The organism is Paenarthrobacter sp. UW852 (genome assembly GCF_024608385.1).
Taxonomy (GTDB): Bacteria; Actinomycetota; Actinomycetes; order Actinomycetales; family Micrococcaceae; genus Arthrobacter.
The window spans coordinates 60,395-84,134 of record NZ_JAMSGY010000014.1; the positions used below are offsets into that span (position 1 = coordinate 60,395).

Annotated in this window: 22 protein-coding genes; 19 read left to right on the forward strand and 3 right to left on the reverse strand. The window is 63.3% G+C overall.

Annotation, left to right across the window (positions count from 1 at the left end):
- Window positions 1-4: 4 nt before the first annotated feature.
- From murF to dnaE, 16 genes are all read left to right on the forward strand, one after another.
- Window positions 5-1,495, forward strand: coding sequence for a UDP-N-acetylmuramoyl-tripeptide--D-alanyl-D-alanine ligase (murF, locus tag NEK97_RS19205; RefSeq protein WP_257371319.1), 1,491 nt, complete (start codon window positions 5-7; stop codon window positions 1,493-1,495).
- Complete coding sequence (gene mraY, locus NEK97_RS19210) at window positions 1,492-2,601, forward strand: phospho-N-acetylmuramoyl-pentapeptide-transferase (RefSeq protein ID WP_211711319.1); 1,110 nt, start codon at window positions 1,492-1,494, stop codon at window positions 2,599-2,601. Before murF ends, mraY begins: the two co-directional genes overlap by 4 nt.
- The gene (gene murD, locus NEK97_RS19215; protein ID WP_257371320.1) at window positions 2,583-4,184 is read left to right on the forward strand and encodes a UDP-N-acetylmuramoyl-L-alanine--D-glutamate ligase; all 1,602 of its coding nucleotides are present in this window, start codon (window positions 2,583-2,585) and stop codon (window positions 4,182-4,184) included. The genes mraY and murD overlap by 19 nt, the downstream gene beginning before the upstream one ends.
- A 2-nt stretch (window positions 4,185-4,186) precedes the next feature.
- Window positions 4,187-5,488 carry a putative lipid II flippase FtsW gene (gene ftsW / locus NEK97_RS19220; RefSeq protein ID WP_257371321.1) on the forward strand — a complete coding sequence of 434 codons (1,302 nt, stop codon included), beginning with the start codon at window positions 4,187-4,189 and terminating at the stop codon, window positions 5,486-5,488.
- Window positions 5,489-5,494: 6 nt separating this feature from the next.
- The gene (gene murG / locus NEK97_RS19225; RefSeq protein WP_257371322.1) at window positions 5,495-6,613 is read left to right on the forward strand and encodes an undecaprenyldiphospho-muramoylpentapeptide beta-N-acetylglucosaminyltransferase; all 1,119 of its coding nucleotides are present in this window, start codon (window positions 5,495-5,497) and stop codon (window positions 6,611-6,613) included.
- Window positions 6,610-7,980: a UDP-N-acetylmuramate--L-alanine ligase gene (gene murC, locus NEK97_RS19230; protein WP_257371323.1), complete on the forward strand. Its 1,371-nt coding sequence runs from the start codon at window positions 6,610-6,612 to the stop codon at window positions 7,978-7,980. The genes murG and murC overlap by 4 nt, the downstream gene beginning before the upstream one ends.
- The gene (locus NEK97_RS19235; protein WP_257371324.1) at window positions 7,973-8,830 is read left to right on the forward strand and encodes an FtsQ-type POTRA domain-containing protein; all 858 of its coding nucleotides are present in this window, start codon (window positions 7,973-7,975) and stop codon (window positions 8,828-8,830) included. The genes murC and NEK97_RS19235 overlap by 8 nt, the downstream gene beginning before the upstream one ends.
- 217 nt (window positions 8,831-9,047) lie before the next feature.
- Window positions 9,048-10,268, forward strand: a complete 1,221-nt coding sequence (gene ftsZ / locus NEK97_RS19240) for a cell division protein FtsZ (protein ID WP_235520438.1) — start codon at window positions 9,048-9,050, stop codon at window positions 10,266-10,268.
- 26 nt (window positions 10,269-10,294) lie between these two features.
- Window positions 10,295-11,008: a polyphenol oxidase family protein gene (locus NEK97_RS19245; RefSeq protein ID WP_257371325.1), complete on the forward strand. Its 714-nt coding sequence runs from the start codon at window positions 10,295-10,297 to the stop codon at window positions 11,006-11,008.
- Window positions 11,001-11,729, forward strand: coding sequence for a YggS family pyridoxal phosphate-dependent enzyme (locus tag NEK97_RS19250; protein ID WP_257371326.1), 729 nt, complete (start codon window positions 11,001-11,003; stop codon window positions 11,727-11,729). The genes NEK97_RS19245 and NEK97_RS19250 overlap by 8 nt, the downstream gene beginning before the upstream one ends.
- Window positions 11,730-11,814: 85 nt before the next feature.
- Entirely contained in the window at window positions 11,815-12,351 is a 537-nt protein-coding gene (locus NEK97_RS19255) for a cell division protein SepF (RefSeq protein WP_235520441.1), read from the forward strand.
- A gap of 130 nt (window positions 12,352-12,481) precedes the next feature.
- The gene (locus tag NEK97_RS19260) at window positions 12,482-12,769 is read left to right on the forward strand and encodes a YggT family protein (RefSeq protein WP_235520442.1); all 288 of its coding nucleotides are present in this window, start codon (window positions 12,482-12,484) and stop codon (window positions 12,767-12,769) included.
- A 159-nt stretch (window positions 12,770-12,928) separates the two neighbouring features.
- A complete protein-coding gene (locus NEK97_RS19265) occupies window positions 12,929-13,624 on the forward strand; it encodes a DivIVA domain-containing protein (protein ID WP_235520443.1) in 696 nt (231 codons plus the stop codon).
- A gap of 99 nt (window positions 13,625-13,723) precedes the next feature.
- Window positions 13,724-14,332: a signal peptidase II gene (lspA, locus tag NEK97_RS19270; RefSeq protein ID WP_257371342.1), complete on the forward strand. Its 609-nt coding sequence runs from the start codon at window positions 13,724-13,726 to the stop codon at window positions 14,330-14,332.
- A complete protein-coding gene (locus NEK97_RS19275; RefSeq protein WP_257371327.1) occupies window positions 14,325-15,251 on the forward strand; it encodes an RluA family pseudouridine synthase in 927 nt (308 codons plus the stop codon). Before lspA ends, NEK97_RS19275 begins: the two co-directional genes overlap by 8 nt.
- Before the next feature lie 58 nt (window positions 15,252-15,309).
- Window positions 15,310-18,867: a DNA polymerase III subunit alpha gene (gene dnaE, locus NEK97_RS19280; protein ID WP_257371328.1), complete on the forward strand. Its 3,558-nt coding sequence runs from the start codon at window positions 15,310-15,312 to the stop codon at window positions 18,865-18,867.
- 20 nt (window positions 18,868-18,887) lie between these two features.
- Here dnaE and NEK97_RS19285 read toward each other — a convergent pair whose 3' ends face one another.
- The gene (locus tag NEK97_RS19285) at window positions 18,888-19,388 is read right to left on the reverse strand and encodes a flavin reductase family protein (RefSeq protein ID WP_257371329.1); all 501 of its coding nucleotides are present in this window, start codon (window positions 19,386-19,388) and stop codon (window positions 18,888-18,890) included.
- Between the two features lie 108 nt (window positions 19,389-19,496).
- Here NEK97_RS19285 and NEK97_RS19290 point away from each other — a divergent pair, with 108 nt between their 5' ends.
- The 3 genes from NEK97_RS19290 (at window position 19,497) to nrdR (ending at window position 22,072) form a co-directional block, all read left to right on the forward strand.
- Entirely contained in the window at window positions 19,497-20,033 is a 537-nt protein-coding gene (locus NEK97_RS19290; protein ID WP_257371330.1) for a hypothetical protein, read from the forward strand.
- A 4-nt stretch (window positions 20,034-20,037) separates the two neighbouring features.
- Window positions 20,038-21,399 (forward strand): histidinol dehydrogenase, encoded by a 1,362-nt coding sequence (hisD, locus tag NEK97_RS19295; RefSeq protein ID WP_257371331.1) that lies wholly within the window; start codon window positions 20,038-20,040, stop codon window positions 21,397-21,399.
- A gap of 169 nt (window positions 21,400-21,568) precedes the next feature.
- On the forward strand, window positions 21,569-22,072 hold the full coding sequence (nrdR, locus tag NEK97_RS19300) for a transcriptional regulator NrdR (protein WP_235520449.1): 504 nt from the start codon (window positions 21,569-21,571) through the stop codon (window positions 22,070-22,072).
- A gap of 78 nt (window positions 22,073-22,150) precedes the next feature.
- Here the strand turns inward: nrdR and NEK97_RS19305 are convergent, their stop codons facing one another.
- Window positions 22,151-22,912 (reverse strand): SDR family oxidoreductase, encoded by a 762-nt coding sequence (locus tag NEK97_RS19305; RefSeq protein ID WP_257371332.1) that lies wholly within the window; start codon window positions 22,910-22,912, stop codon window positions 22,151-22,153.
- A gap of 6 nt (window positions 22,913-22,918) precedes the next feature.
- Window positions 22,919-23,722, reverse strand: coding sequence for a polyphosphate--glucose phosphotransferase (ppgK, locus tag NEK97_RS19310; RefSeq protein ID WP_257371333.1), 804 nt, complete (start codon window positions 23,720-23,722; stop codon window positions 22,919-22,921).
- Window positions 23,723-23,740: the final 18 nt, after the last annotated feature.

Genomic DNA, 23,740 nt, shown 5'->3' on the forward strand with positions numbered 1-23,740 from the left:
CGAGATGATTGCACTTACTGCGGCGGAAATCGCCGACATCACCCATGGCCGCTTGACCGGAGCTCCGGACATCGTGCCCACCTCCGTCGTCACTGATTCACGGGAAGCAACCCCGGGTTCGCTGTACGTTGCCAAGCCCGGCGAGCACGCCGATGGCCACGACTTCGTCGATGCTGCCTTCGAACGTGGCGCCGTCCTTGTCCTTGCCGAACGCGAAGTCGCCGGCCCGGACGGGAACCCGATTCCCGCCGTCGTGGTCGAGGACGCAGTCCTTGCGATGGGCGCTTTGGCGGCTGAAGCCGTCCGCCGGATTCGCGCAGCGAGGCAGCAGCGCGGAGAGGAAACCACGGTCATCGGCATCACCGGGTCCGCGGGCAAGACCACCACCAAGGACCTCTTGGCGGGCGTGCTGTCCACCGCGGGACCCACGGTTGCGCCGCAGGGTTCCTACAACGGCGAGGTCGGGGTACCGCTGACCGTCTTCTCCGCTGATGAGAACACCCGATTCCTGGTCATCGAAATGGGCGCCACCGGTATTGGCCACATCAAGTATTTGGCAGACATGGTCAAGCCTGACATTGGCGTTGTCCTGGTGGTCGGCACTGCTCACGCTGGTGAATTCGGCGGCGTGGAAAACATTGCCAAAGCCAAGGGCGAGATGGTGGAGGCCCTCAGCGAGAATGGCACCGCGGTGATCAATCTCGACGACGGCCGCGTCGCCGCCATGCGCTCACGGACGAAAGCCAAGGTCCTGGGTTTCACTGCCTCACCGGCCACCACCGAAGAGGTGGAGGCCAGGAACGTGGTTGTCAATGACCAGGGCTACCCGGACTTCGACCTCATACTTCCCGACGGCGGCCCAGCCGTTCAGGTGCGCAGCCGGCTGATCGGTGGCCATCACGTGACCAACTTGTTGGCGGCAGCCGCCGCAGCTTTCGCGGCCGGAATTTCGGCCGCTGACATCGCTTCCTCGCTCAGCTCGCAGTCCGCGGCCAGCCGCTGGCGCATGGAACGGACAGAGCGCGAAGACGGCGTCACCATCATCAACGACGCGTATAACGCCAACCCCGAATCCATGCGCGCGGCCCTGCGGACGCTCGCCGACCTTGGACAGGGCAGGAGAACCTGGGCTGTCCTGGGCGCCATGCTCGAGCTGGGGGAGGCCTCCATCCGTGAGCATACGGCCGTGGGCACCCAGGTGGTGCGCCTGAACATTTCCAGGCTTGTCGTAGTGGGTCGGGAAGCCCGGGCCCTCTACGTCTCCGCGATCCAGGAAGGGTCCTGGGGGGACGAGTGCTCATTCACCGAAACCGTGGAGGAGGCCTACGAGCTCCTGCGCAACGAGTTGAAACCCGGTGACTTGGTCCTCTTCAAGTCCTCCAATGGGGTGGGCCTGCGGCATTTGGGTGATCGGATAGCATTACCTCCACGGGCCGAGCCCACCGGAGACACCGCGGACGAAGCTTCCGCAAGCGAAGGGAACGAGCTGCTGTGATTGCACTTTTGATCGGCGCCGGCGTCGCCCTCCTGGTCGCCCTCATCGGGACGCCCTTGTTCATCAAGTTCCTTGTGGCCAAGAGCTACGGCCAGTTCATCCGCGACGACGGACCGACATCGCACCACACCAAGCGCGGCACACCCACCATGGGCGGGACCGTGGTGGTGGCTGCTGTCCTCATCAGTTACTTTGCTACCCACCTGGTCATGTGGATGATGAATCCCCGCTCTCCCGGACCGTCCGCCTCCGGGCTGCTTCTGCTGTTCCTGATGGTCGGCATGGGCTTTGTTGGCTTCCTCGATGACTACATAAAGATTTCCAACAAGCGGAGCCTGGGACTCAATGCCCGGGCCAAGCTGATCCTGCAGGCAGCCGTCGGCATCATCTTCGCTATCCTGGTCCTGCAGTTCCCCAACGAAAACGGGCTCCGCCCTGCCTCGACCCAGATCTCCCTGGTGCGTGACATTCCCTGGCTGGACCTTGCCTTCGGTGGAACCGTGGTTGGCGCCATCCTGTTCGTGCTCTGGTCCAACCTGATCATCACCGCTGCCACCAACGGCGTGAACCTCACCGACGGCCTCGACGGGCTGGCGGCGGGCGCATCCATCATGGTCTTTGGCGCCTACACCATCATGGGAATCTGGCAAAGCAACCAGGCTTGTGGATCCCCGCGCGAGGCAGGAAGCGGCTGTTACCAGGTCCGCGACCCCATGGACCTGGCCCTGCTGGCTGCCATTCTCAGCGCGGCGCTGGTGGGTTTCCTCTGGTGGAACACGTCACCGGCAAAGATCTTCATGGGAGACACGGGCTCCCTGGCCATTGGCGGAGCCGTTGCAGCCTTCGCCATTCTCTCCCGTACCGAGCTCCTGCTGGCCTTCATCGGCGGCCTCTTCGTGCTGATCACCTTGTCCGTGATCATCCAGGTGGGCTTCTTCAAGCTCAGCGGCGGCAAGCGTGTCTTCAAGATGGCGCCCTTGCAGCACCACTTTGAATTGAAGGGCTGGGCTGAAGTCACCGTAGTGGTCCGGTTCTGGATCCTTGCCGGGCTCTTCGTGGCCGCAGGCCTGGGAGTTTTTTACGCTGAATGGGTGGTACTGCTGTGAATGAAAGCCCGGAATCAATCGCGTCAGTCGAAGGTTCAATCGCTGACAGGCTGGCCGAACTCACCAGCTGGGACGCCGACTGGAGCGGCCTGCGCGTAGTGGTCACGGGGATTGGCGTGTCAGGCTTCTCAGCCGCCGACACCCTGATCGAGCTGGGCGCGAAAGTGGTGGTGGTTGATGCTGCCACTACAAGCCGTGCAAAAGCCCAGGCCGACACCCTGAAAATCGTGGGTGCCGTTGACGTGCTGTTGGGCGAGGAAGCCGTCAACACCCTTCCCCTGATCGAGGGAGCACTTCCCGAGCTTGTTGTGACGTCGCCCGGCTGGCGGCCGGACCAGGCCCTCCTGGCCGCGGCCAAGCGCAAGCACATCGCCGTGTGGGGCGATGTTGAGCTTGCCTGGCGCCTGCGGGTCCGGGCGGGTCACAAAACAGCCGATTGGCTCGCCATCACCGGCACCAACGGCAAGACGACCACTGTTGGCATGACGGAATCCATGCTTCAAGCAGCCGGACTGAAGGCCATCGCCGTCGGCAATGTAGGCACCCCGATCCTCGATGCCCTCAGGGATCCCGTGGACTACGATGCCTTCGCAGTCGAGCTCTCCAGTTTCCAGCTGCACTGGAGCCACTCACTGTCACCGGTGGCGAGCGTTTGCCTCAACGTGGCCGAAGACCACGTGGACTGGCATGGTTCGTATGCCTCGTACCTCGCTGATAAGGGGAAGGTGTACGAGAACACCCAGAAAGCTGCCGTCTACAACGCGGACCAGATTGAAACCGAGCGGATGGTGGAGAACGCGGATGTCGTAGAAGGCTGCCGTGCCATCGGGTTCACCACCAACACCCCGTCGATCAGCATGCTGGGCGTGGTGGACGGCCTCTTGGTGGACCGTGCCTTCATTGCCGAACGCAAGGACTCCGCCGCCGAGCTCGCCGCCATGTCCGATCTCGGTCCGGTGGCTCCGCGCCACATGGTGGCCAACGCCTTGGCCGCCGCCGCGCTGGTCCGCGCGTACGGGGTTGAGCCCGCAGCCGTGAAGCAGGGCCTGGCCAACTACCTGCCCGGCGCCCACCGCATCCAGCTGGTGGCCAAACACAACGACATCCTCTGGATCAACGATTCAAAGGCCACCAATCCGCACGCTGCCTCTGCGGCACTTTCGGCCTTCCAGAACGTCGTGTGGATTGCCGGCGGCCTCTCCAAGGGCGTCAACTATGACGACCTGGTCAAAGAGCATGCACGCCGCCTGAAGGCAGTGGTGCTGATAGGTACCGATACTGAAGCACTGGAAGGCTCCCTGCAGCGACACGCAGCGGATGTCCCCGTGATCGTGCAGCCCAAGGGCGACACTGAAAGGGTGGAGACCGCAGCCGGTAATGCCGCGTCGCCTATCTACGGCGAGGCTGTCATGGCCCAAGCCGTCGCTGCTGCTGCCGCTGTTGCAGCGCCAGGCGACACCGTGCTCATGGCACCGGCGGCAGCATCCATGGATCAGTTCTCTTCCTACGCTCACCGTGGCGACGCTTTCGTCCAAGCAGTTCGCGAGCTTGTGGAAGGGCAGGCACCGACCACCGAGGAGTAACAATGGTCAGCACGCCCACCCGCACCCGCGGCAGAGCGCCACGGGACGGGAAACCCGAGGCGTCGCCCGCGTCGGCGAAGAAGCCTTCCGGGCTCCGCCGGCTCCTGCGCAACTTTTGGGACAGCCTCGAGGGCAAGGACAGGGCCCCGAACAGCTCCACCTATTACCTGATCCTTGGTTGCGCCCTGGCACTGACGGCCATCGGCGTCATGATGGTCCTCTCCGCGTCCAGTGTCGAGGCAATTTCCGAAGGCAAGTCACCCTACGCGGACGCCCTGAAGCAGGCCATGTTCGGAGTCCTGGGTGCTTTGGCCATGTACGTCATCTCGCGAACAAACGTGAACTGGATGAAACGGTTGTCATGGTGGGCACTCGGCGCCGTGGTGGTTCTCCTTGCGCTCGTCCAGGTCATGGGCAACAGCGTCAACGGCAATAAGAACTGGATCGATATCGGCGGCGTGACGCTCCAGCCCTCCGAGACGGCCAAGCTGGTGCTCTGCGTCTGGATCGCCGCCGTACTGGCCCGCAAGCAGAAGCTCCTCCACCGCTGGTGGCACGTCATCATTCCAGTCGTTCCAGGTGCAGGGCTGGTGATCGCCCTGGTGATGCTCGGAAATGACCTTGGTACGGTCATCGTCATTGCTGCCATCACCGCGGCGGGGCTCTTTTTCGCCGGCGTCCCTGGCAAGATGCTTGCCATTGCCGGCGCAGTCGGGGTCGCGGGCGCCATCCTGGGGACCGTCAGCAGCGCGAACCGGATCTGTCGTATCACCTCCTGGCTTGGTACTGCCTCCGCCTCATGCAAGGCCGATTTCGATTTCGACTTCCAATCCACCAACGGCATGTACGGCCTGGCACAGGGAAGTTGGACCGGCCTGGGCCTCGGCCAAAGCCGGCAGAAGTACAACTGGCTCCCCGAAGCACACAATGACTTCATCTTCGCCATCATCGGCGAGGAACTGGGCCTGGTGGGCACCATTGTGGTCCTGGTCCTTTTCGCGATCCTTGGCATCGCCATCTTCCGCGTCGTGGTCCGGCAGACGGATCCGTTCCAGCGCACGCTGGCCGGCGGGATCATGGTGTGGCTCCTGGGCCAGGCAAGCATGAACATGGCGGTCGTCACCCAGCTGCTTCCCGTCGTCGGGGTTCCATTGCCGTTCATCTCGTACGGTGGTTCTGCGCTGGTGATGTCCCTATGTGGCGTGGGCGTAGTCTTGTCCTTGGCCCGAAGCCAGTTGCCGCCGCAGCAGCGGCCCCGTTTCCTCCCGCGCCGTTCTCCGAAAACCGCACGAAAGCGTACCTAGCACTTCATGACTTCTGAATCCCTTACTGCCCGCAAGCCCCTGTCCGTTGTCCTGGCCGGCGGCGGAACGGCAGGGCACATCAGCCCCCTGCTGGCTATCGCTGATGCCTTGAGGGACAGGCGACCCGACGCCGCCATCATGACTGTCGGTACGCCGTCGGGCATGGAAACCCGGCTCGTGCCGGCCGCCGGCTACGAGCTGTCAACGATCGACCGGGTTCCGTTTCCGCGGCGTCCTTCCGCCGACCTGCTGAGGCTTCCCGGGCGCATGGGTGCCGCGATCAAGCAGGCCCGGCGCATCCTGACTGATGCGGACGCGGATGTCCTGGTGGGAGTGGGCGGCTACGTTTGCACACCCATGTACCTGGCAGCCCGGAAACTCGGGATCCCCATAGTCATCCACGAGGCCAACATGAAGGCCGGCTTGGCCAACAAGGTGGGCGCGAGGTTCACCAAACATGTGGCTGTCGCTTTCGCCGGGACCCGCCTCCGGGGCGCACGGCACGTAGGCATGCCCATGCGCCGTGCCATCTCCGGACTCAACCGGGCCGAGGCAGCTCCTGCGGCCAAGGCGTCGTTGGGTCTGGACCCGGTGCAACCGACGTTGATTGTTACCGGTGGATCATCCGGCGCCCAAAGCATCAACGGTTCCATCGCCGCCTCCTTGCCGGCACTGGCTGCGGCCGGGATCCAGACATTGCACATCACCGGCAACGGCAAGTCGGTATTGGACGACGACGGCGGTCTCCTCGCCGCTCCCGGCTACCGGCAAGTGGAGTACGTCGACGGGATGGAGAACGTCTATGCCGCTGCCGATGTCCTGTTGGCCCGCGCGGGCGCCGGGACGGTGAGCGAAGTGGCTGCCGTGGGCGTTCCCGCGGTGTTCGTGCCATTGCCCATCGGGAACGGAGAGCAGGCCTTGAATGCTGCTCCCTTGGTGGACGCCGGGGGAGCCCTCCTGGTTGACGACAAGGACCTGAGTCCGGCGTGGCTGGAAGCGGAACTCATTCCGCTTCTGTCGGACCCAGCACGGCTCAGCGTCATGGCCCGCAAGTCCGAGGCCCTTGGTATCAGAAACGCCGATCAGCGCATGGCTGATCTTGTCTTGGAAGCGGTATCCGCATGACCACCAGCATCGCCCCCCTCGAGTCCCTTGGCCGTGTCCACTTCATTGGCATCGGCGGCGTGGGTATGTCCGCCGTGGCCCGGATCATGGTGGCGCGGGGTGTGCCCGTCAGCGGCACGGACGCCAAGGACCTGCCCGTCATGCATGACCTCTCCGCTGGGGGCGCCCGCATTGCAGTGGGCTATGACGCCGGGAACCTGGGCGATGCCCAAACCATCGTGGCCGGTTCGGCAATCCGCGCGGATAACCCTGAACTGGCCGCCGCGAGGGCCGCGGGACTGCCTGTCCTGCACCGGTCCGAGGCGTTGGCAGCCACCATGGCCGGGCACCGCGTGGTCACGGTGGCCGGCACGCATGGCAAGTCCACCACCACCTCCATGATCGCGGTCCTTCTCAAGGAAGCGGGGATGGACCCCTCATTCGCCATCGGCGCCAATGTCCCGGCCCTGGGCGTCAATGCCGCCCATGGAGCCTCGGATATCTTCGTGGCGGAGGCCGACGAGTCGGATGGCTCCTTCCTGAATTACCGCCCGCTCATTGCTGTCGTCACCAACGTCGAAGCCGACCATCTGGACCATTACGGCACGCCCGAGGCCGTGTTCGCTTCCTTCGATAATTTTGCCGCGCTCCTGCCGGCCGATGGAGTGCTGCTGGCTTGCGCCGATGACGCCGGTGCCCGTGCCCTGGCGGAGCGCACGGCCGCGAAGGGGGCGACCCGCGTGCTGACATATGGAACAGCGGACGACGCCGACATCAGGCTTCACGACGACGGTCCGGGCGCCGTGACGGTAGCGGTCGGCGCCGATACCCACTCGCTGGACCTCCAGGTACCGGGGCGGCACAACGCGCTGAACGCGGCAGCCGCGTTCGCGGTCGCCGTCGAACTTGGCGTGGGCCCCGAAACTGCCGCAGCGGCGCTGGGGCATTTCACAGGAGCCTCGCGAAGGTTCGAGCTCAAAGGAGAAGGCAGGGGAGTGCGGGTCTATGACGACTACGCGCACCACCCCACGGAAGTCCGCGCTGCCCTGTCGGCCGCGCGTTCCGTAGCCGGAGGCAGCAAAGTCCACGTCCTCTTCCAGCCGCACCTGTTTTCCCGGACGCGTGAATTCGCCACCGAGTTCGCAGAGGCACTGGCCGCAGCTGACACAGCCCTGGTCCTGGATATCTATCCAGCCCGCGAAGACCCTGTTCCGGGCGTCACCAGCGCATTGATCGCCGATCATTTGACCAACGGCCGCCTTGTGGGGGCCAACGAGGCCGTGGAAGCAGTGGTTGCTGCGGCAGCTGAGGGCGACGTGGTCCTGACGGTAGGGGCGGGCGACGTCACGGCTTACGGGCCAGCGATCGTTGGAGCCCTGGGTGGCTAGCACCCGCAAACCGACGTTCAAGCCCGGGGCGGACTCGCCCGTGGGCAAGGCCGGCGGTCCGCGCAGCGAGGGCCCGGGCGGGGTCATCAGTGCCCAACGGTCCGTCGAGCCTGAACAAAAGACGTCGGATAACGTCATCGCGTTTCCGGAACCAAAGGGGAAACGCAAGCGAAGACTCGTGCTGTGGACGGTCTCGCTTGTCGTGGCCTTCGTTGCCGTGCTCATGGCGGCGGCGGTCTTTTCCCCGGCCCTTGCCGTTCGGACCATCACCGTGGACGGCACCACGCTCCTGACACCTGATGCCGTCCGGAAAGCACTGTCAGGCCTGGACGGCAAACCGCTTCCGCAAGTCAGCGAGCAGGAAGTCAACGAGCTCCTGAAGCCGTTGATCCAGGTCCGGTCGGCCACCATCGAGGCGCGGCCGCCGTCGGAGTTGTTGGTGCACGTCAACGAACGGGTACCTGTGGCCTTGTTGAAACAGGGTGACAGCTATGTGATGGTCGACGTCGATGGCGTGCAGCTGGGTGCCACCAAGGACCAGGCCGCTGTGGCTTTGCCCTTGATCGACGCTGGCGCCGGCGCAACCAACACGGAGTTGTTCAAGGCGATAGCCGCCGTCTTGGACACACTGCCTCCCGACGTCCTGGCCCGGATGTCCACAGCATCAGCCGCGTCCCCGGATGCGGTTGAACTGAAACTCGTGGACGGAAAGACGGTAGTGTGGGGCAATGCCGAGGACAGGGAACTGAAGGCGAAGGCACTTGAAGCGCTGTTGAAGATGCCTGCGGACCCGAAGGTACCCGTGAGCGTTTACGACGTCAGTGTCCCGCGGCATCCGTTCACCAAATAGAGCAGCACAGGGAAAGTAGACTCGCGCCGGCGGCAGCCTTATTTCACGGCAATGACACGACACGCGCAAGCGGTCATTGCATGTGGGAACCAGAGGAAATACCGTCGCTGTAGAGTTACTTGACATAACTATAACCTTCAACTAGAGGGTTAAGGTCCAAGTATTCAAGTTGGACTCGATCAGTTTCGCTATAGGACACAAGCAAGGGGCACGAAACGTGGCAGCACCGCAGAATTACTTGGCCGTCATCAAGGTCGTCGGCATCGGCGGCGGTGGCGTGAACGCAGTCAACCGCATGATCGAGGTGGGCCTTCGGGGCGTCGAGTTCATCGCCATCAACACCGACGCGCAGGCGCTGCTCATGAGCGACGCCGACGTCAAGCTTGACGTCGGACGCGAACTCACCCGTGGCCTCGGCGCCGGAGCAAACCCTGAGGTCGGCAAGCAGGCCGCAGAAGACCACGCCGACGAGATCGAAGAAGTTCTCCGGGGTGCAGACATGGTCTTCGTCACCGCTGGCGAAGGCGGCGGTACCGGAACCGGTGGCGCCCCTGTCGTCGCGCGCATCGCCCGCTCCCTGGGTGCGCTGACCATTGGCGTGGTGACCAGGCCGTTCACCTTCGAAGGCCGTCGTCGCGCGGGCTCTGCAGAGGCCGGCATCGACGCCCTCCGCGATGAAGTCGACACCCTGATCGTGATCCCCAACGATCGCCTCCTGTCCATCAGCGATCGCAACGTCTCCGTCCTGGACGCTTTCCGTTCCGCGGACCAGGTGCTGCTGTCCGGTGTCCAGGGCATCACCGACCTCATCACCACGCCCGGCCTGATCAACCTTGACTTCGCCGACGTGAAGTCCGTGATGCAGGGCGCAGGTTCAGCCCTCATGGGTATCGGCTCCGCCCGTGGCGAAGACCGTGCTGTCAAGGCCGCGGAACTGGCCATTGCTTCCCCGCTGCTGGAGGCTTCCATCGACGGCGCCCACGGCGTCCTGCTCTCCATCCAGGGCGGCTCGGACCTCGGCCTGTTCGAAATCAACGAGGCCGCCCGCCTGGTCCAGGAAGTGGCCCACCCCGAGGCCAACATCATCTTCGGTGCCGTCATTGACGACGCCCTGGGCGACGAAGCCCGCGTCACTGTCATTGCTGCAGGCTTCGACGACGTCAAGGCAACGTCTCCTTCGATGGACCAGTCGCGCCCGGCCCAGAACCCCGTCCCCGCCGAGCGTCCCGCTGCTCCGAACAGCGCTCCCTCCAGCGCAGCTGCACCGCAGCACGCGACGGCCGGCATCGGTGCCGCAGGATTGGGCAACTGGGGCCAGCAGCGTCCCGCCGCCCTGCCCGCAGACTCAGGTTTCGACGTCGACCTTCCTGCCGTGGTGGAACCGGATCTCACCGGCAGCCGCTCGGATGACCTCGACGTTCCCGACTTCCTGAAGTAAAGCCGCGTCCGGAGAGTCAGTACCTGGTGTTTTGGTGGCGTAATGAAGTCCTGCCCGGCGTCTCCGTAGCCTTTACGGACAGGGACGCCGGGAACCTGGCCCTCCACGTCGGGGATGACTCCGGTGAGGTCCTGGACCGGCGGGCCCGCCTCGACCAAGCCGTTGGCTTGGGGGCCGGGCGCTTCCAATACATGGATCAGGTCCACGGAAACACCGTGGAGTTCATCGAGGTCCATGGCCAGGGCCCCACCGCGGATGCCATGGTCTCCCGAGGGACTTACGCCCTCCCGGCACCGCAACCGTTGGCGGTGATGGTTGCGGACTGCGTCCCTGTGGTCCTGGTGGGTGTGGATTCCGGGAACCAGCCCATCATTGCCGCAGCCCACGCGGGGCGTCCAGGTGTCGCCTCGGGCGTTATCCCCGCGACCGTCGCGGAGATGCGCCGGCGGGGAGCTGCGAGCATCAGGGCCTGGCTGGGCCCGTCCATCTGCGGTTCCTGCTATGAGGTGCCGGCAGAATTGCGGGCCACCGTGGCCGCTGACGTGCCAGCGGCGTGGGCATCCACGTCATGGGGAACCCCGGCCCTGGATCTTCCAGCAGGAGTGCGCTCCCAATTGGCCGCGGCGAACGTGGCTGTCGAGTATTCGGGGGAGTGCACGTTGGAAAACGACAATCTTTTCTCGTACCGGAGGGACAACCGTACCGGTCGATTCGCAGGTTTGGTGTGGACGCATGACTAGCTCTGATAACGATCCTCGTACCGCGGAACTGGCCGAACGCCTGGCCGCCGTGGCGGGCAGGATCGAAACGGCAACCGCGGCCGCCCATCGGACCGATCCGCCGCGGTTGATCGTGGTCACCAAGTTCCATCCCGCCGCGGACGTCCGGCGCCTGGCATCCCTGGGAGTCGCGGATGTCGGCGAAAACCGTGACCAGGAAGCCGCTGCCAAATCAAGTGAGCTGGCTGGCGTTGATGTCCGATGGCACTTTATCGGGCAGCTCCAAAGCAACAAGGCCAAGTCGGTTGTCAAGTACGCGTCGTCCGTCCAATCAATCGACCGCGTCCAACTCGTTGATGCGCTGGCCAAAGCCATGGCGCGCGAACAGGATGGTACGGGCCGCGCGGACCTCGACTGTTTCATCCAGGTCAGTCTGGAGGACGACGCCGGTGCTCACCGTGGCGGTGCCGGCCCGGCCGACGTCGAGGTTCTCGCCGAAAAGATCCAATCAGCCGGCGGCCTGCAGCTCTCCGGCCTGATGGCCGTAGCACCCTTGGGTGCCGATCCCGAGGCGGCCTTCGAAAAGCTCGCAGGGATTTCGGCCGCCCTCACCTTGATCCACCCCGAAGCGACGGCCATGTCCGCGGGCATGAGCCAGGACTTGGAAGCCGCAATTAAGTTCGGGGCGACACACCTGAGAATTGGCTCCGATATTCTCGGTTCCCGTCCGGCCGTGGGGTAGCGTCAAAGTATTGGAATGACGGGCCGGGGTTCCGATGTGTCAAGTCATGGCGGCCCGCCTACTGCAGAAACGATAGGAGTGCACCATGGCTGGCGCTCTGCGCAAGACAATGATCTATCTTGGGCTCGCCGACGGCGATGAACACTACGAATCTGAGCAGGCAGCCGCCTCGCACCCCGACGAAGAACGCCCCCAGGCACAGGAACGGGAAGAGCGCCGCGCGCCTGCTCCCGTCCGGGAAGTTGTCCGTGAAATGCCCACTGTTGACGCCGAAGAGGAATACCGCGCCCCTGTGACACCCATTAAGCGTGCGGCGTCCAGCCGCGAAGATGCCTCGGGCCTGAGGCAGATCACCACCGTCCATCCCCGCTCGTACAACGACGCCAAAGTCATCGGTGAAAGTTTCAGGGATGGCATCCCCGTCATCATGAACGTGACCGACATGGGCGAAGCGGACGCGAAGCGCCTTGTGGACTTCTCCGCAGGACTGGTCTTTGGCCTGCATGGCAGCATTGAGCGGGTGACCAACAAGGTCTTCCTGCTGTCGCCGTCGTATGTCGAAGTCATAGGAGATGACAAGAAGGCCAGCGAAACGCAGGCCAGCTTCTTCAACCAAAGCTGACAAGAGTCTTTCAAGGATGCCAGGCGGGTCTACCTGCCTGGCATCTGTGTTGCAATAGTAAGGACCGATCGGCGTTGCATACTATGGACCGATCGGCATTCCGGAACAAGTGGGAGATCTGAGCTAACTCGTGGGCATTGTTTTCGGCCTTATCTACATAGTGTTGTTGCTGTTCTTCATTGCCCTGATCATCCGGCTCATCTTCGAGTGGGTGCAGATGTTCGCCCGACAATGGCGGCCCCGGGGTGTGGCGTTGGTTACAGCCCATGTGGTGTACTCCGTAACCGACCCGCCCCTGAGGAGGCTTCGGCGGCTGATCCCGCCCCTGCAAATGGGCGGAATTTCGCTGGATTTGGGCTTTTTGATCCTGATCATTGCGGTCAGCATTGCGATGGCCGTGACCAGCAGCCTGGCCTAGCTGCACCGCGGAACCCCGGACCACCGATGGTCCACAGGCCGCAAATTCTCTCCAATTCAACACGATGGTGTTGAATTGGAGGAACCAGATGATATTTAGGTACCGTAGTTTTGAACGGCCGGAAGGCCTACTGACTAACTAGACCAACGAGGTGACCAGATGGCTTTGACGCCAGAAGACGTTGTCAACAAGCGCTTTCAGCCGACCAAGTTCCGCGAAGGCTACGACCAGGACGAGGTCGATGACTTCCTCGACGAGATCGTGGTGGAACTTCGCCGCTTGAACCAGGAGAATGACGAGCTTCGCAAGAAGCTCGCCGAGGCCGGTTCGGCTGTGCCTGCTGCAACCACTGCGGCTCCGGTCGTCGAGAAGGTGCCGGCTCCGGTCAAGGTCGACAAGGAAGCCGAGGCCAAGGCAGAAGCTGAAGCCAAGGCTGCCGCTGAGGCTGCCAAGAAGAAGGAAGCTGACCAGGCCGCCGCTGCCGCCGCCAAGGCTCCTGCTGCGAACAACAGCCTCACCCCCTCTGCCGAGTCGGCTGCAGGACTGCTTGCCATGGCACAGCAGATGCACGACAAGCACGTCTCCGACGGTGCGCAGCAGAAAGAAAAGATCATCGCCGAGGCGCAGATCGAGGCCTCCAGCCTCGTCAACGACGCCCAGGAGAAGTCCCGCAAGATCCTCGGTGCCCTCGAGCAGCAGCGCTCCGTCCTTGAACGCAAGGTTGAGCAGCTCCGTGGCTTCGAGCGCGATTACCGCTCACGCCTGAAGGCCTACATCGAAGGCCAGCTGCGTGACCTCGACGCCCGTGGTTCCGTCGCTGCCCCTGAGGTCGGCGAAGCAACCGCAGACGTATAGCAAGTATTCTAAAAGCCGGTGGCTGAGGACTCCTCGGCCACCGGCTTTTGCTGTTAACCCACCGCAGCAGGCCACCACGCTTACCGAATGAAAGCCATAATGACCGACGACTTCACCGATGACGCTTCACAGCCGGAGCCCGGCTCACGCCGAAAGCGGCGTCCGGCCGTACTCTGGCTTTTTGCCGGCTTCGCCGTGTTCGCCTACGCCTTCGACCAACTCACCAAGCTCTGGGTAACCAGCACCATGACCGAGGGCGAGCGGATACCCGTGCTCCCACCGTTGCTTCATTGGTATTACATCCGGAACTCCGGGGCGGCGTTCTCCATCGGTGAGAATGTCACATGGATTTTCACGATCGTCATGGCGGCTGTTTCCATTGCGATCCTTTTCCAGCTGCGCCGGCTGGGCTCGGCCTGGTGGGCATTGTCGCTGGGCCTGCTGCTCGGCGGCGCATTGGGCAACCTGACAGACCGCTTGTTCCGTGAGCCGTCCTTTGCCATGGGACATGTTGTGGACTTCATTCAGTTGCCGAATTTTGCCATTTTCAACATCGCCGACTCGGCTGTGGTGTCCGGGGTGGCCATCATCTGCCTGCTGACCCTCTGCGGCGTTGGCATGGACGGGTCCCGCCATGTCCAAACGCCGAAGCCAAGCGGTGAGGCCAAGCCGGCCGGCGGTTCCACAGGGGATTCCACCAGTGAGTGACTCCGTGGTGGTACCCGAGGACCTGGCTGGAGCACGTGCGGACGCCGGGTTGGCGAAATTGCTGGACATCTCACGGTCTGCCGCGGCACTGCTGATCGCCGAAGGCAACGTCACTGTCGGGGGCGTGCCCCTCGGCAAATCGGCGAAGCTGGCAGCCGGCACAGTTCTGGACGTCAACGTTCCGGAACGGCCTGACCCTTTGGAAGTCGTGGAGGAAGTTGTGGAAGGCCTGAAAATCCTGCTGGACGACGATGAATTCGTTGTCATCGACAAGCCGGTGGGAGTCGCCGCCCACCCGTCTCCCGGATGGGTGGGCCCCACTGTGGTGGGCGGCCTCGCCGGGGCGGGATACAGGATCTCAACGTCCGGGGCACCTGAGCGTGCAGGGATCGTGCACCGGCTCGACGTCGGCACGTCCGGTGTCATGGTGGTGGCAAAAACAGAGCATGCCTACACGGTATTGAAGCGGGCGTTCAAGGAACGCACCGTGGACAAGGTCTACCATGCAGTGGTCCAGGGCCTCCCTGATCCACTTGAGGGGACCATCGATGCCCCCATTGGACGTCACCCCGGCCACGACTGGCGGTTCGCTGTCATTGAGGATGGTCGTCCGTCGGTCACCCATTACGAGGTACTGGAAGCCTTCGGCAAGGCGACGTTGGTTGAGGTGCACCTGGAAACGGGACGTACCCACCAGATCCGCGTCCACTTCTCGGCGCTCCGGCATCCCTGTGCCGGTGATCTCACTTACGGCGCGGACCCCCGCCTGGCCGCCACCTTGGGCCTCACCCGGCAATGGCTGCATGCCCGCCAGCTGGGATTCAACCACCCCCGCACGGGGGAGTGGGTGGAGGTCAGCAGCGACTATCCCGCGGACCTCCAATACGCGCTGGACCTGCTTGCCAGCGGATCCGCCTAGATTGCCTCACCGTCCCCGGGTCCACGTTCTGTCGGACCGGGGACGGTAGACTGTCGTGGTGACTTCCAGCAATGATTCGTTCGTCCACCTGCACACCCACACCGAATACTCCATGCTGGATGGAGCCGCCAGGCTGGGTGAGTTGTTTGACGAAACCGAACGGCTGGGCATGCCCGCCCTGGCCACCACGGACCACGGCTACCTGTTCGGTGCGTTCGACTTCTGGCGCAAGGCCACGGACAAAGGCATCAAGCCCATCATTGGCGTTGAAGCCTATGTAACCCCGGGTACGGCCCGCGGCGATAAGGAACGCGTCCGCTGGGGCGACGAAAGCCAGCGCAAAGACGACGTCTCCGGTGGTGGCTCCTACACCCACATGACGCTGCTGAGCTACAACAACGTGGGCATGCGGAACCTCTTCAGGGCCTCCTCGATTGCCTCCCTGGACTCCGTGTTCGGCAAATGGCCGAGGCTGGACCGTGAACTGCTCAACACCTACTCCGAGGGCCTGATTGCCACCACCGGCTGCCCATCCGGGGAAGTCCAGACCAAGCTGCGGCTGGGGCTCTACCGCGAGGCGGTGGAGGCCGCCGCGGAGTTCCGGGACATCTTCGGCGCGGAGAACTACTTCTGCGAGTTGATGGACCACGGCCTGGACATCGAGCGACGCGTCACTGGCGACCTGCTGCGCCTGGCCAAGGAGCTGAACCTTCCGCTTGTAGCCACCAACGACCTCCACTACACGCACGAGCACGACGCCAAGGCGCACGAGGCCCTCCTGGCCATCCAATCGGGTTCAACCCTCCTGGAACCGACGTACGACAACGGCGGTTCGAGGTTCGCGTTCTCCGGCAGCGGGTACTACCTGAAGTCGCCGCAGGAAATGCGTGAACTGTTCCGCGACCACCCCGAGGCCTGCGACAACACCCTGCTCATCGCCGAGCGGTGCGAAGTATCGTTCAACACCGGTGCCAACTACATGCCGCGCTTCCCCTGCCCGCCCGGGGAGGACGAGACGTCCTGGCTGGTCAAGGAAGTCGATGCCGGACTCAAATACCGTTACCCCCAGGGCATTCCGGACAAGGTACGCGCTCAGGCCGACTACGAGCTTGGCGTCATCACCTCCATGGGTTTCCCCGGTTACTTCCTGGTGGTTGCCGACTTCATCAACTGGGCCAAGAACAATGGCATCAGGGTGGGTCCGGGCCGTGGCTCGGGTGCAGGTTCCATGGTGGCTTACGCCATGCGCATCACCGACCTCGACCCGCTGCAGCACGGATTGATCTTCGAACGCTTCCTCAACCCGGACCGCGTTTCCATGCCTGACTTCGATGTCGACTTCGATGATCGCCGCCGCTCCGAGGTGATCGATTACGTCACCAAGAAGTACGGCGACGAGCGAGTGGCCATGATCGTCACCTACGGAACCATCAAGACCAAGCAGGCGCTCAAGGACTCCTCGCGTGTGCTTGGCTACCCGTTCAGCATGGGCGAGACACTCACCAAGGCCCTGCCGCCGGCAGTCATGGCCAAGGACATCCCGCTCGCCGATATCCAAAACCCCGAGTCGAAGCGCTACAGCGAAGCAGGGGACTTCAGGCAGCTCATCGCCACCGATCCCGAAGCCGCGAAGGTCTTCGAGACGGCGTTGGGTATTGAGGGGCTGAAGCGCCAGTGGGGCGTGCACGCTGCAGGCGTGATCATGTCCTCGGACCCCATCATTGACGTCATTCCCATCATGCGCCGTTTCCAGGACGGCCAGGTCATCACGCAGTTCGACTATCCGACATCTGAAGGCCTCGGGCTGATCAAGATGGACTTCCTGGGCCTCCGAAACCTGACGATCATTTCGGATGCGCTGGAAAACATCAAGATGAACCGTGGCGTCGAACTGGACCTGGAAAACCTGGAACTAGACGACGCCGCATCCTACGAACTCCTGGCCCGCGGCGACACCCTGGGCGTGTTCCAGCTTGACGGCGGACCCATGCGGTCCCTGCTCAAGCTGATGAAGCCTGACAACTTCGAAGACATCTCCGCAGTCCTGGCGCTGTACCGCCCGGGTCCCATGGGTGCCAACGCCCACACCGACTATGCCCTGCGCAAGAACGGGATCCAAGAGGTCATTCCTATCCACCCGGAGCTGGAAGAACCCTTGAAGGAGATTCTCGGCGGCACCTTCGGCCTGATCGTGTATCAGGAGCAGGTTATGGCCGTGGCGCAGAAGCTGGCCGGCTACTCACTCGGCCAAGCCGATATCCTCCGCCGCGCGATGGGCAAGAAGAAGAAGTCCGAGCTGGACAAGCAGTTCGCCGGCTTCTCGCAAGGTATGCAGGACAACGGCTATTCCGTGGCTGCCGTGAAAACGCTCTGGGACATCCTGCTCCCGTTCTCCGACTATGCCTTCAACAAGGCCCACTCCGCTGCGTATGGCGTGATTTCCTACTGGACTGCCTACCTGAAGGCGCACTACGCGCCCGAGTACATGGCGGCGCTGCTGACGTCGGTGGGCGATGACAAGGACAAGTCCGCCATCTACCTCAATGAGTGCCGCCGCATGGGCATTACGGTGCTGCCGCCGGATGTCAATGAGTCCTCGTTGAACTTCACGCCTGTGGGAACGGACATCCGCTTCGGCATGGGTGCCATCCGCAACGTTGGCGTGAACGTGGTGGATGCCATGGTTGCGGCCAGGACATCCGAAGGCAAGTACACCTCGTTCAAGGATTTCCTGCTCAAGGTTCCCGCCGTCGTCTGCAACAAGAGGACCATTGAATCCCTGATCAAGGCCGGCGCGTTCGACTCCCTGGGCCACCACCGGCGCGCGCTGGCAGTGATCCACGAAGAAGCCATCGACTCGGTCATCACCCTGAAGAGGAATGAAGCGATTGGCCAGTTCGACCTCTTCGCGGGCTTCGAGGATCAGGAACCCGAAGCATCGCTGACCACCGAGATTCCGGATCTTCCGGAGTGGGAGAAGAAGGACAAGCTCTCCTTCGAGCGCGACATGCTGGGCCTCTACGTCTCAGACCATCCGCTCCAGGGGCTGGAGGGCGTCCTCAGCCAGCACGCCGAACAATCCATCACATCGATCATCGCCGAGGACGGACCGCACGACGGCGCGATTGTCACCATTGCGGGGATGATCACCTCGTTGAGCCGAAGAATCGCGAAGGCCAGCGGCAATGCCTATGCCCGGGCGGAAATCGAGGACCTGGGCGCCTCGATGGAGGTCATGTTCTTCGGGCAGGTCTATGGCCCGATCGCCTCCGTGCTGGCGGAAGACCTGATCGTGGTGGTCAAGGGACGCTTGCAACGGCGTGATGACGGAGCTGTGACGCTGAACTGCATGGAACTCTCCGTGCCGGACCTCAGCGAAAGCGTGAACGGGCCCGTGGTGATCACCATCCCCACGTTTAAGGCGACGGAAGCGGTAGTGACTGACCTCCGTGATGTGCTGCGGACACATCGGGGAAACTCGGAAGTCCGGCTGAAGTTGATGGGCGACACCAAGGTGGAGGTCATGGGGCTGCCGGTCCACATGCGGGTGAACCCCAGCCCGTCACTGTTCGGAGATCTCAAGGTCCTCCTGGGCCCTGCCTGCCTGGATAACTAGGAGGGCGGGCCCGGGAGGGCTCAGATCTCGTAATCGAGCGGCGCCGGCTTGCTGTACGTGCCGCTGTGATACAGCAGGGGAGTGCCGTCGTCGCCTACCTGGCCGTCGACGACCTCAACCACCACCACCGCGTTGTTTTCGAACGACAAGCGCATTTGGATCTTTCCAACCAGCCAGCCGCTGACGTCCTTGAGGATCGGCACGTCGTGTGGGCCGGGCTCCCAGTGGTCGCCTTCGAAACGGTCGCGGGTCCGGGCGAAGCGATTGGCCAAGGCTTGGTTTTCAAGCCCGAGCATGTGCACGCCGATGTATTCCGCGTTGGCCACTGCCGGCCAGGAACTGGAACTCCGGGCCATGTTGAAAGTGAAGCGCGGCGGTTCGGCGGACAGGGATGCCACTGAGGTGGCGGTGAAACCGAACGGATTGCCGTTGAGGTTGGCGGTAATAATGGCCACCCCTGCTGCATGCCGGCGGAACATCTCCCTGAAGGTCTGCTCGAAGCCGGGTTCTTCGCTTGCCACGTTGTTGTTCTCCTGGACTGGTTGTGTTTCTTTCTCTCAGGGTATTCCCCGGGTGCGCCACCCCCGTCTTTTGCGGGGCCAGCGTGAACCTTTGTTAATGTGGGTTGCATGACCGAGCCCAGTGTGAGCCTTCCTTCCGTTTCCGAACCGGCTCCGGCCAGAAGTCCGCGGCAGTTGAAGGACGTACTTTTTTGGGTGGCCTTTCCCGCAGCCTTGGGCGTGGTCCTGGGCCTGCTCTGGTGGCTCTTGGCCCCGGGTGGGCTCAACCTCCTTTCGGGCAACCCGGACCTGTCCAATCCCGCGGACCCGGAGTCGTGGCTTCCGCGGGACTTGGTGCTCGCCGCCCTGGTGCTCCTCGCAGGGTGTGCAACCGGGCTTGCCCTGGACGGAAAGCTGCAGGGCACCGATGCGCCGCGTCGGCTGGCTTTCGCGCTGCTCGGCGGGGCGGTGGGCGCAGTGATCGCCTGGCTGGTTGGCCTGCTGGCCGGTCATTTGTGGAGCCAGGCCCCGGACCCGGCCCTCGGTGCAGGGTACGGTTTCACGCTGCGCTCCTATGCAGTACTGGTCTTGTGGCCAGGAGCTTTGGCCTTCATGACGTTTGTCCTGGCGCTGTTCGGGGTTCTTTCGAAGAAGCCCGTAAAATAGCCGGGTGACCACTTCCCCGGATACTTCCGCCCCAGCAGCTGCCCTCGATTTCCGCACGATCGACTTCCGGGGCCGCCACCTTTCGCTTGCCGAACTGCGTGAAGCCGTTCCCAGGGCAGGCCATCAGACGATGGCCGACGCCGAGCAAAAGGTCCAGGACATCATCTCTGCCGTACGCAGCAAGGGCTTCGCTGCCCTGGGCGAGCTGGCCAGGACGTTCGACGGCGTGGAACAGTCCCACCCCCGGGTGCCGGCCGAAGCACTGACGCGGGCGCTGGAAGAGCTCGACCCCGAGGTCCGTGCGGCCTTGGAAGAATCGATCAGTCGGGCGCGCCAGTTTGCCGACCGGCAGCGGCCCGCCAATGTGGACGTTTCGTTGGGCGACGGTGCAGTGGTCAGCCAGAACTGGATTCCCGTGGGCCGTGTTGGGCTGTATGTCCCTGGCGGCCTGGCTCCTTTGGCGTCATCCGTGATCATGAATGTGGTACCGGCTGTGGCTGCCGGCGTCGGGTCCATCGCTTTGGCTTCGCCTCCGCAGAAGGACTTTGGTGGCCTGCCGCACCCCACCATCCTGGCGGCAGCCAAGCTCCTGGGCATTGATGAGGTCTATGCCATTGGTGGCGCGCAGGCAATTGTGTCGTTTGCCTATGGCATTCCGGGAACCGGTGAAGAACAGCCGATCGAACCTGTCGATGTTGTGACCGGCCCCGGCAATATTTTCGTGGCCACCGCCAAGCGGCTGGTTAAGGGCGTTGTGGGCATCGACTCTGAAGCCGGGACCACTGAGATTGCGGTCCTTGCCGATGCCACGGCACAGGCACCCCTTGTAGCTGCCGATCTGATCAGCCAGGCCGAGCACGATCCCAAAGCAGCTTCTGTATTGGTGACGGACTCCGCGGACCTGGCCGACGCCGTCGTGCGTGAGCTTGCACGGCAGGCTGCTGCCACTAAGCACAGTGCCCGGGTTCTTGAGGCGCTGTCCGGACCGCAGTCCGGGGTGGTCTTGGTCGATGACCTGGAGCAGGGGATCGCCGTATGCAACGCCTACGCGGCCGAGCACCTGGAAATCATGACTGCGGACGCGGCTTCGGTCGCGTCCCGGATACGGAACGCCGGGGCCATTTTCGTCGGTGAGTACAGCCCAGTCAGCCTGGGTGACTACTGTGCCGGCTCCAACCATGTTCTGCCCACCAGCGGCACCGCCGCTTTCTCGTCCGGATTGAACGTCACCACCTTCCTGCGCGCAGTCCAGGTCATCAACTATGACCGCGACGCCCTGCAGCAGGTCAGCACCCACATCGTCAGCTTGTCGGGCGCGGAGGACCTGCCGGGCCACGGCGAGGCCGTACGAATCCGGTTCGCCTGACCCTAAACCACTACATATAAGGGTCCCTACCACTACATGTAGTAGTTACACGCTTGTCATTACCGTGTGATGGACCGTAAACTGGTGCCGGAAGTTATCTTCCGGCACCTTTGCGTATCCGGCGGCCTGCCGGCAAGTCCCGTGCCGGAGCTGTCAGGGGAGGCCCAGCGTGTATTGTCCGTTCTGCCGGAATCCTGACTCCCGTGTTGTTGACAGTCGAATGGCTGACGACGGATCTTCCATTCGCAGGCGACGCCAGTGCCCGGAATGCGGCCGCCGTTTCACGACCGTGGAAACTACCAGCCTCTCCGTCATCAAGCGATCCGGCGTGGGCGAGCCCTTCAGCCGCATCAAGGTCATCAGTGGCGTCCGCAAGGCATGCCAAGGGCGTCCGGTCACTGAGGATGATCTCGCCATGCTGGCACAGGAAGTCGAAGAGAACATCCGTTCGTCGGGCGCAGCCGAGATCGATGCCCACGAGGTTGGCCTGGCGATTCTCGGACCGCTGCGGAATCTGGACGAAGTAGCGTACCTGCGCTTTGCCAGCGTTTACCAGGCATTCGAGTCCTTGGAGGACTTCGAATCTGCCATTTCCTTGCTCCGCCACGAGGCCGAGGCCCACGCCAAGGCGGGCACCAAGCAAGCCAAAGGCTCCGAGAAGAGCCAACTCTAGCTCCGGTGGCGGCAGCGGAGGGGAAGCCGCAGCCGCCACCGGCACCAAGCAGCGATCGTCGCGGGGCAAAGGGCCGGTCTATCGCCCGCCCGAAACCGGAAGAACGGCCCCCGTGATGTAGCCGGCTTCGCTGGACATCAGCCACATCACTGCGGCAGCGACTTCCTCGGGTTCGGCACCGCGACCCATGGGAATGGTTGGATTCAGCCTCTCCACACGGTCCGGCATACCTGCTGCCGCATGGAGCCCAGTGTTGGTGCTGCCGGGAGCCACTGCGTTGACCCGGATTCCCTCCTTGGCCACTTCGGATGCCAAACCCACCGTCAGGACATCCACCGCCCCTTTGGTCGCGGCGTAGTGCACCCAGGTGCCGGGCGAGCCGGCTTTAGTGGCTGTTGAGGAGATGTTGACGATGTTCCCACCGCTGCCGCCATGATCCGTGGACAGCCTCCGCACAGCCTCCTGGCACATGAAAATCATTCCCGTGACGTTGACGTCGACAACCCGCTGTACCTTCTCGGCAGGCACCTCCACCAGGGTGCCGATCTGGTCGCCGGTGATGGCAGCGTTGTTGATTACCGCGGTCACCGTGCCCCAGCTCGCGGCTTGGTCAAACAAGCGAACGACGTCGGCCGGTTGGCTGACGTCGGCTTGTACGGCCAGTGCGCGGCCGCCTTGGGAAATGATGCGACGGACAACAGCGTGGGCGCCGTCGGCATCAGCTGAGTAATTGACCACAACGCCATAACCGGCCGTTGCCGCGGCATGGGCGACTGCTGCGCCGATGCCACGGCTGGCACCGCTGACAATCGCGACGCCGTTCCCTGACTTTTCGGGCATTCGACCCTACTTGGCGAGTTTGTGGTGCAAAGCCACCTCAAGCGCAGCGCCAACAATGCCGGCGTCGTTTTTCAATTTGGCAGTCACGATCTTGGTGCGCAACTGCAGGTGCGGGAAGTATTCGTCGGAGCGCTTTGAGATGCCGCCACCCACGATGAAGAGCTCAGGGGAGAACAGGAACTCCACGTGCTGCAGGTAGCGGTTCAGCAGGACACCGTATTCGTCCCAGCTCAGGCCGTCGCGTTCGCGTGCAACAGCCGATGCCTTGGTTTCGGCGTCGAACCCGTCCACCTCGAGGTGACCCAGTTCGGCGTTGGGGACCAGCTGGCCGTTGAAGATGAAAGCAGATCCGATCCCAGTGCCCAGGGTGATCACCAGGACTGTTCCATCCACGCCTTCACCTGCGCCGTAGCGGGCCTCGGCAAGGCCGGCGGCGTCGGCGTCGTTGATCACCTCGACGGGGCGTCCCAGGCGCTTGGTGAAAGCGGCATCGATGTCGGTATTGAGCCAGGTCTTGTCGACATTGGCCGCTGAGTGGACCACGCCATGCTGGATGATGCCCGGGAATGTCACGCCCACCGGGGATTCGGCTGCAGGTGCGTCGGGACGGCTGGACAGTTCTTCAACGATCTGGGCGACGACGTCGGCGACGGCCTCGGGCGTTGCGGGCTGCGGAGTGGGGACCCGGAATCGGTCACCTATCAGCTTGCCTTTCTTCAGGTCGACGATGCCGCCCTTGATGCCGGTGCCGCCGATGTCGATTCCGATCAGCGGGGCGTTCTTGTGGGTCTTCTCATCCTTCTTGGACAATGCATTTCCGATCGTGGC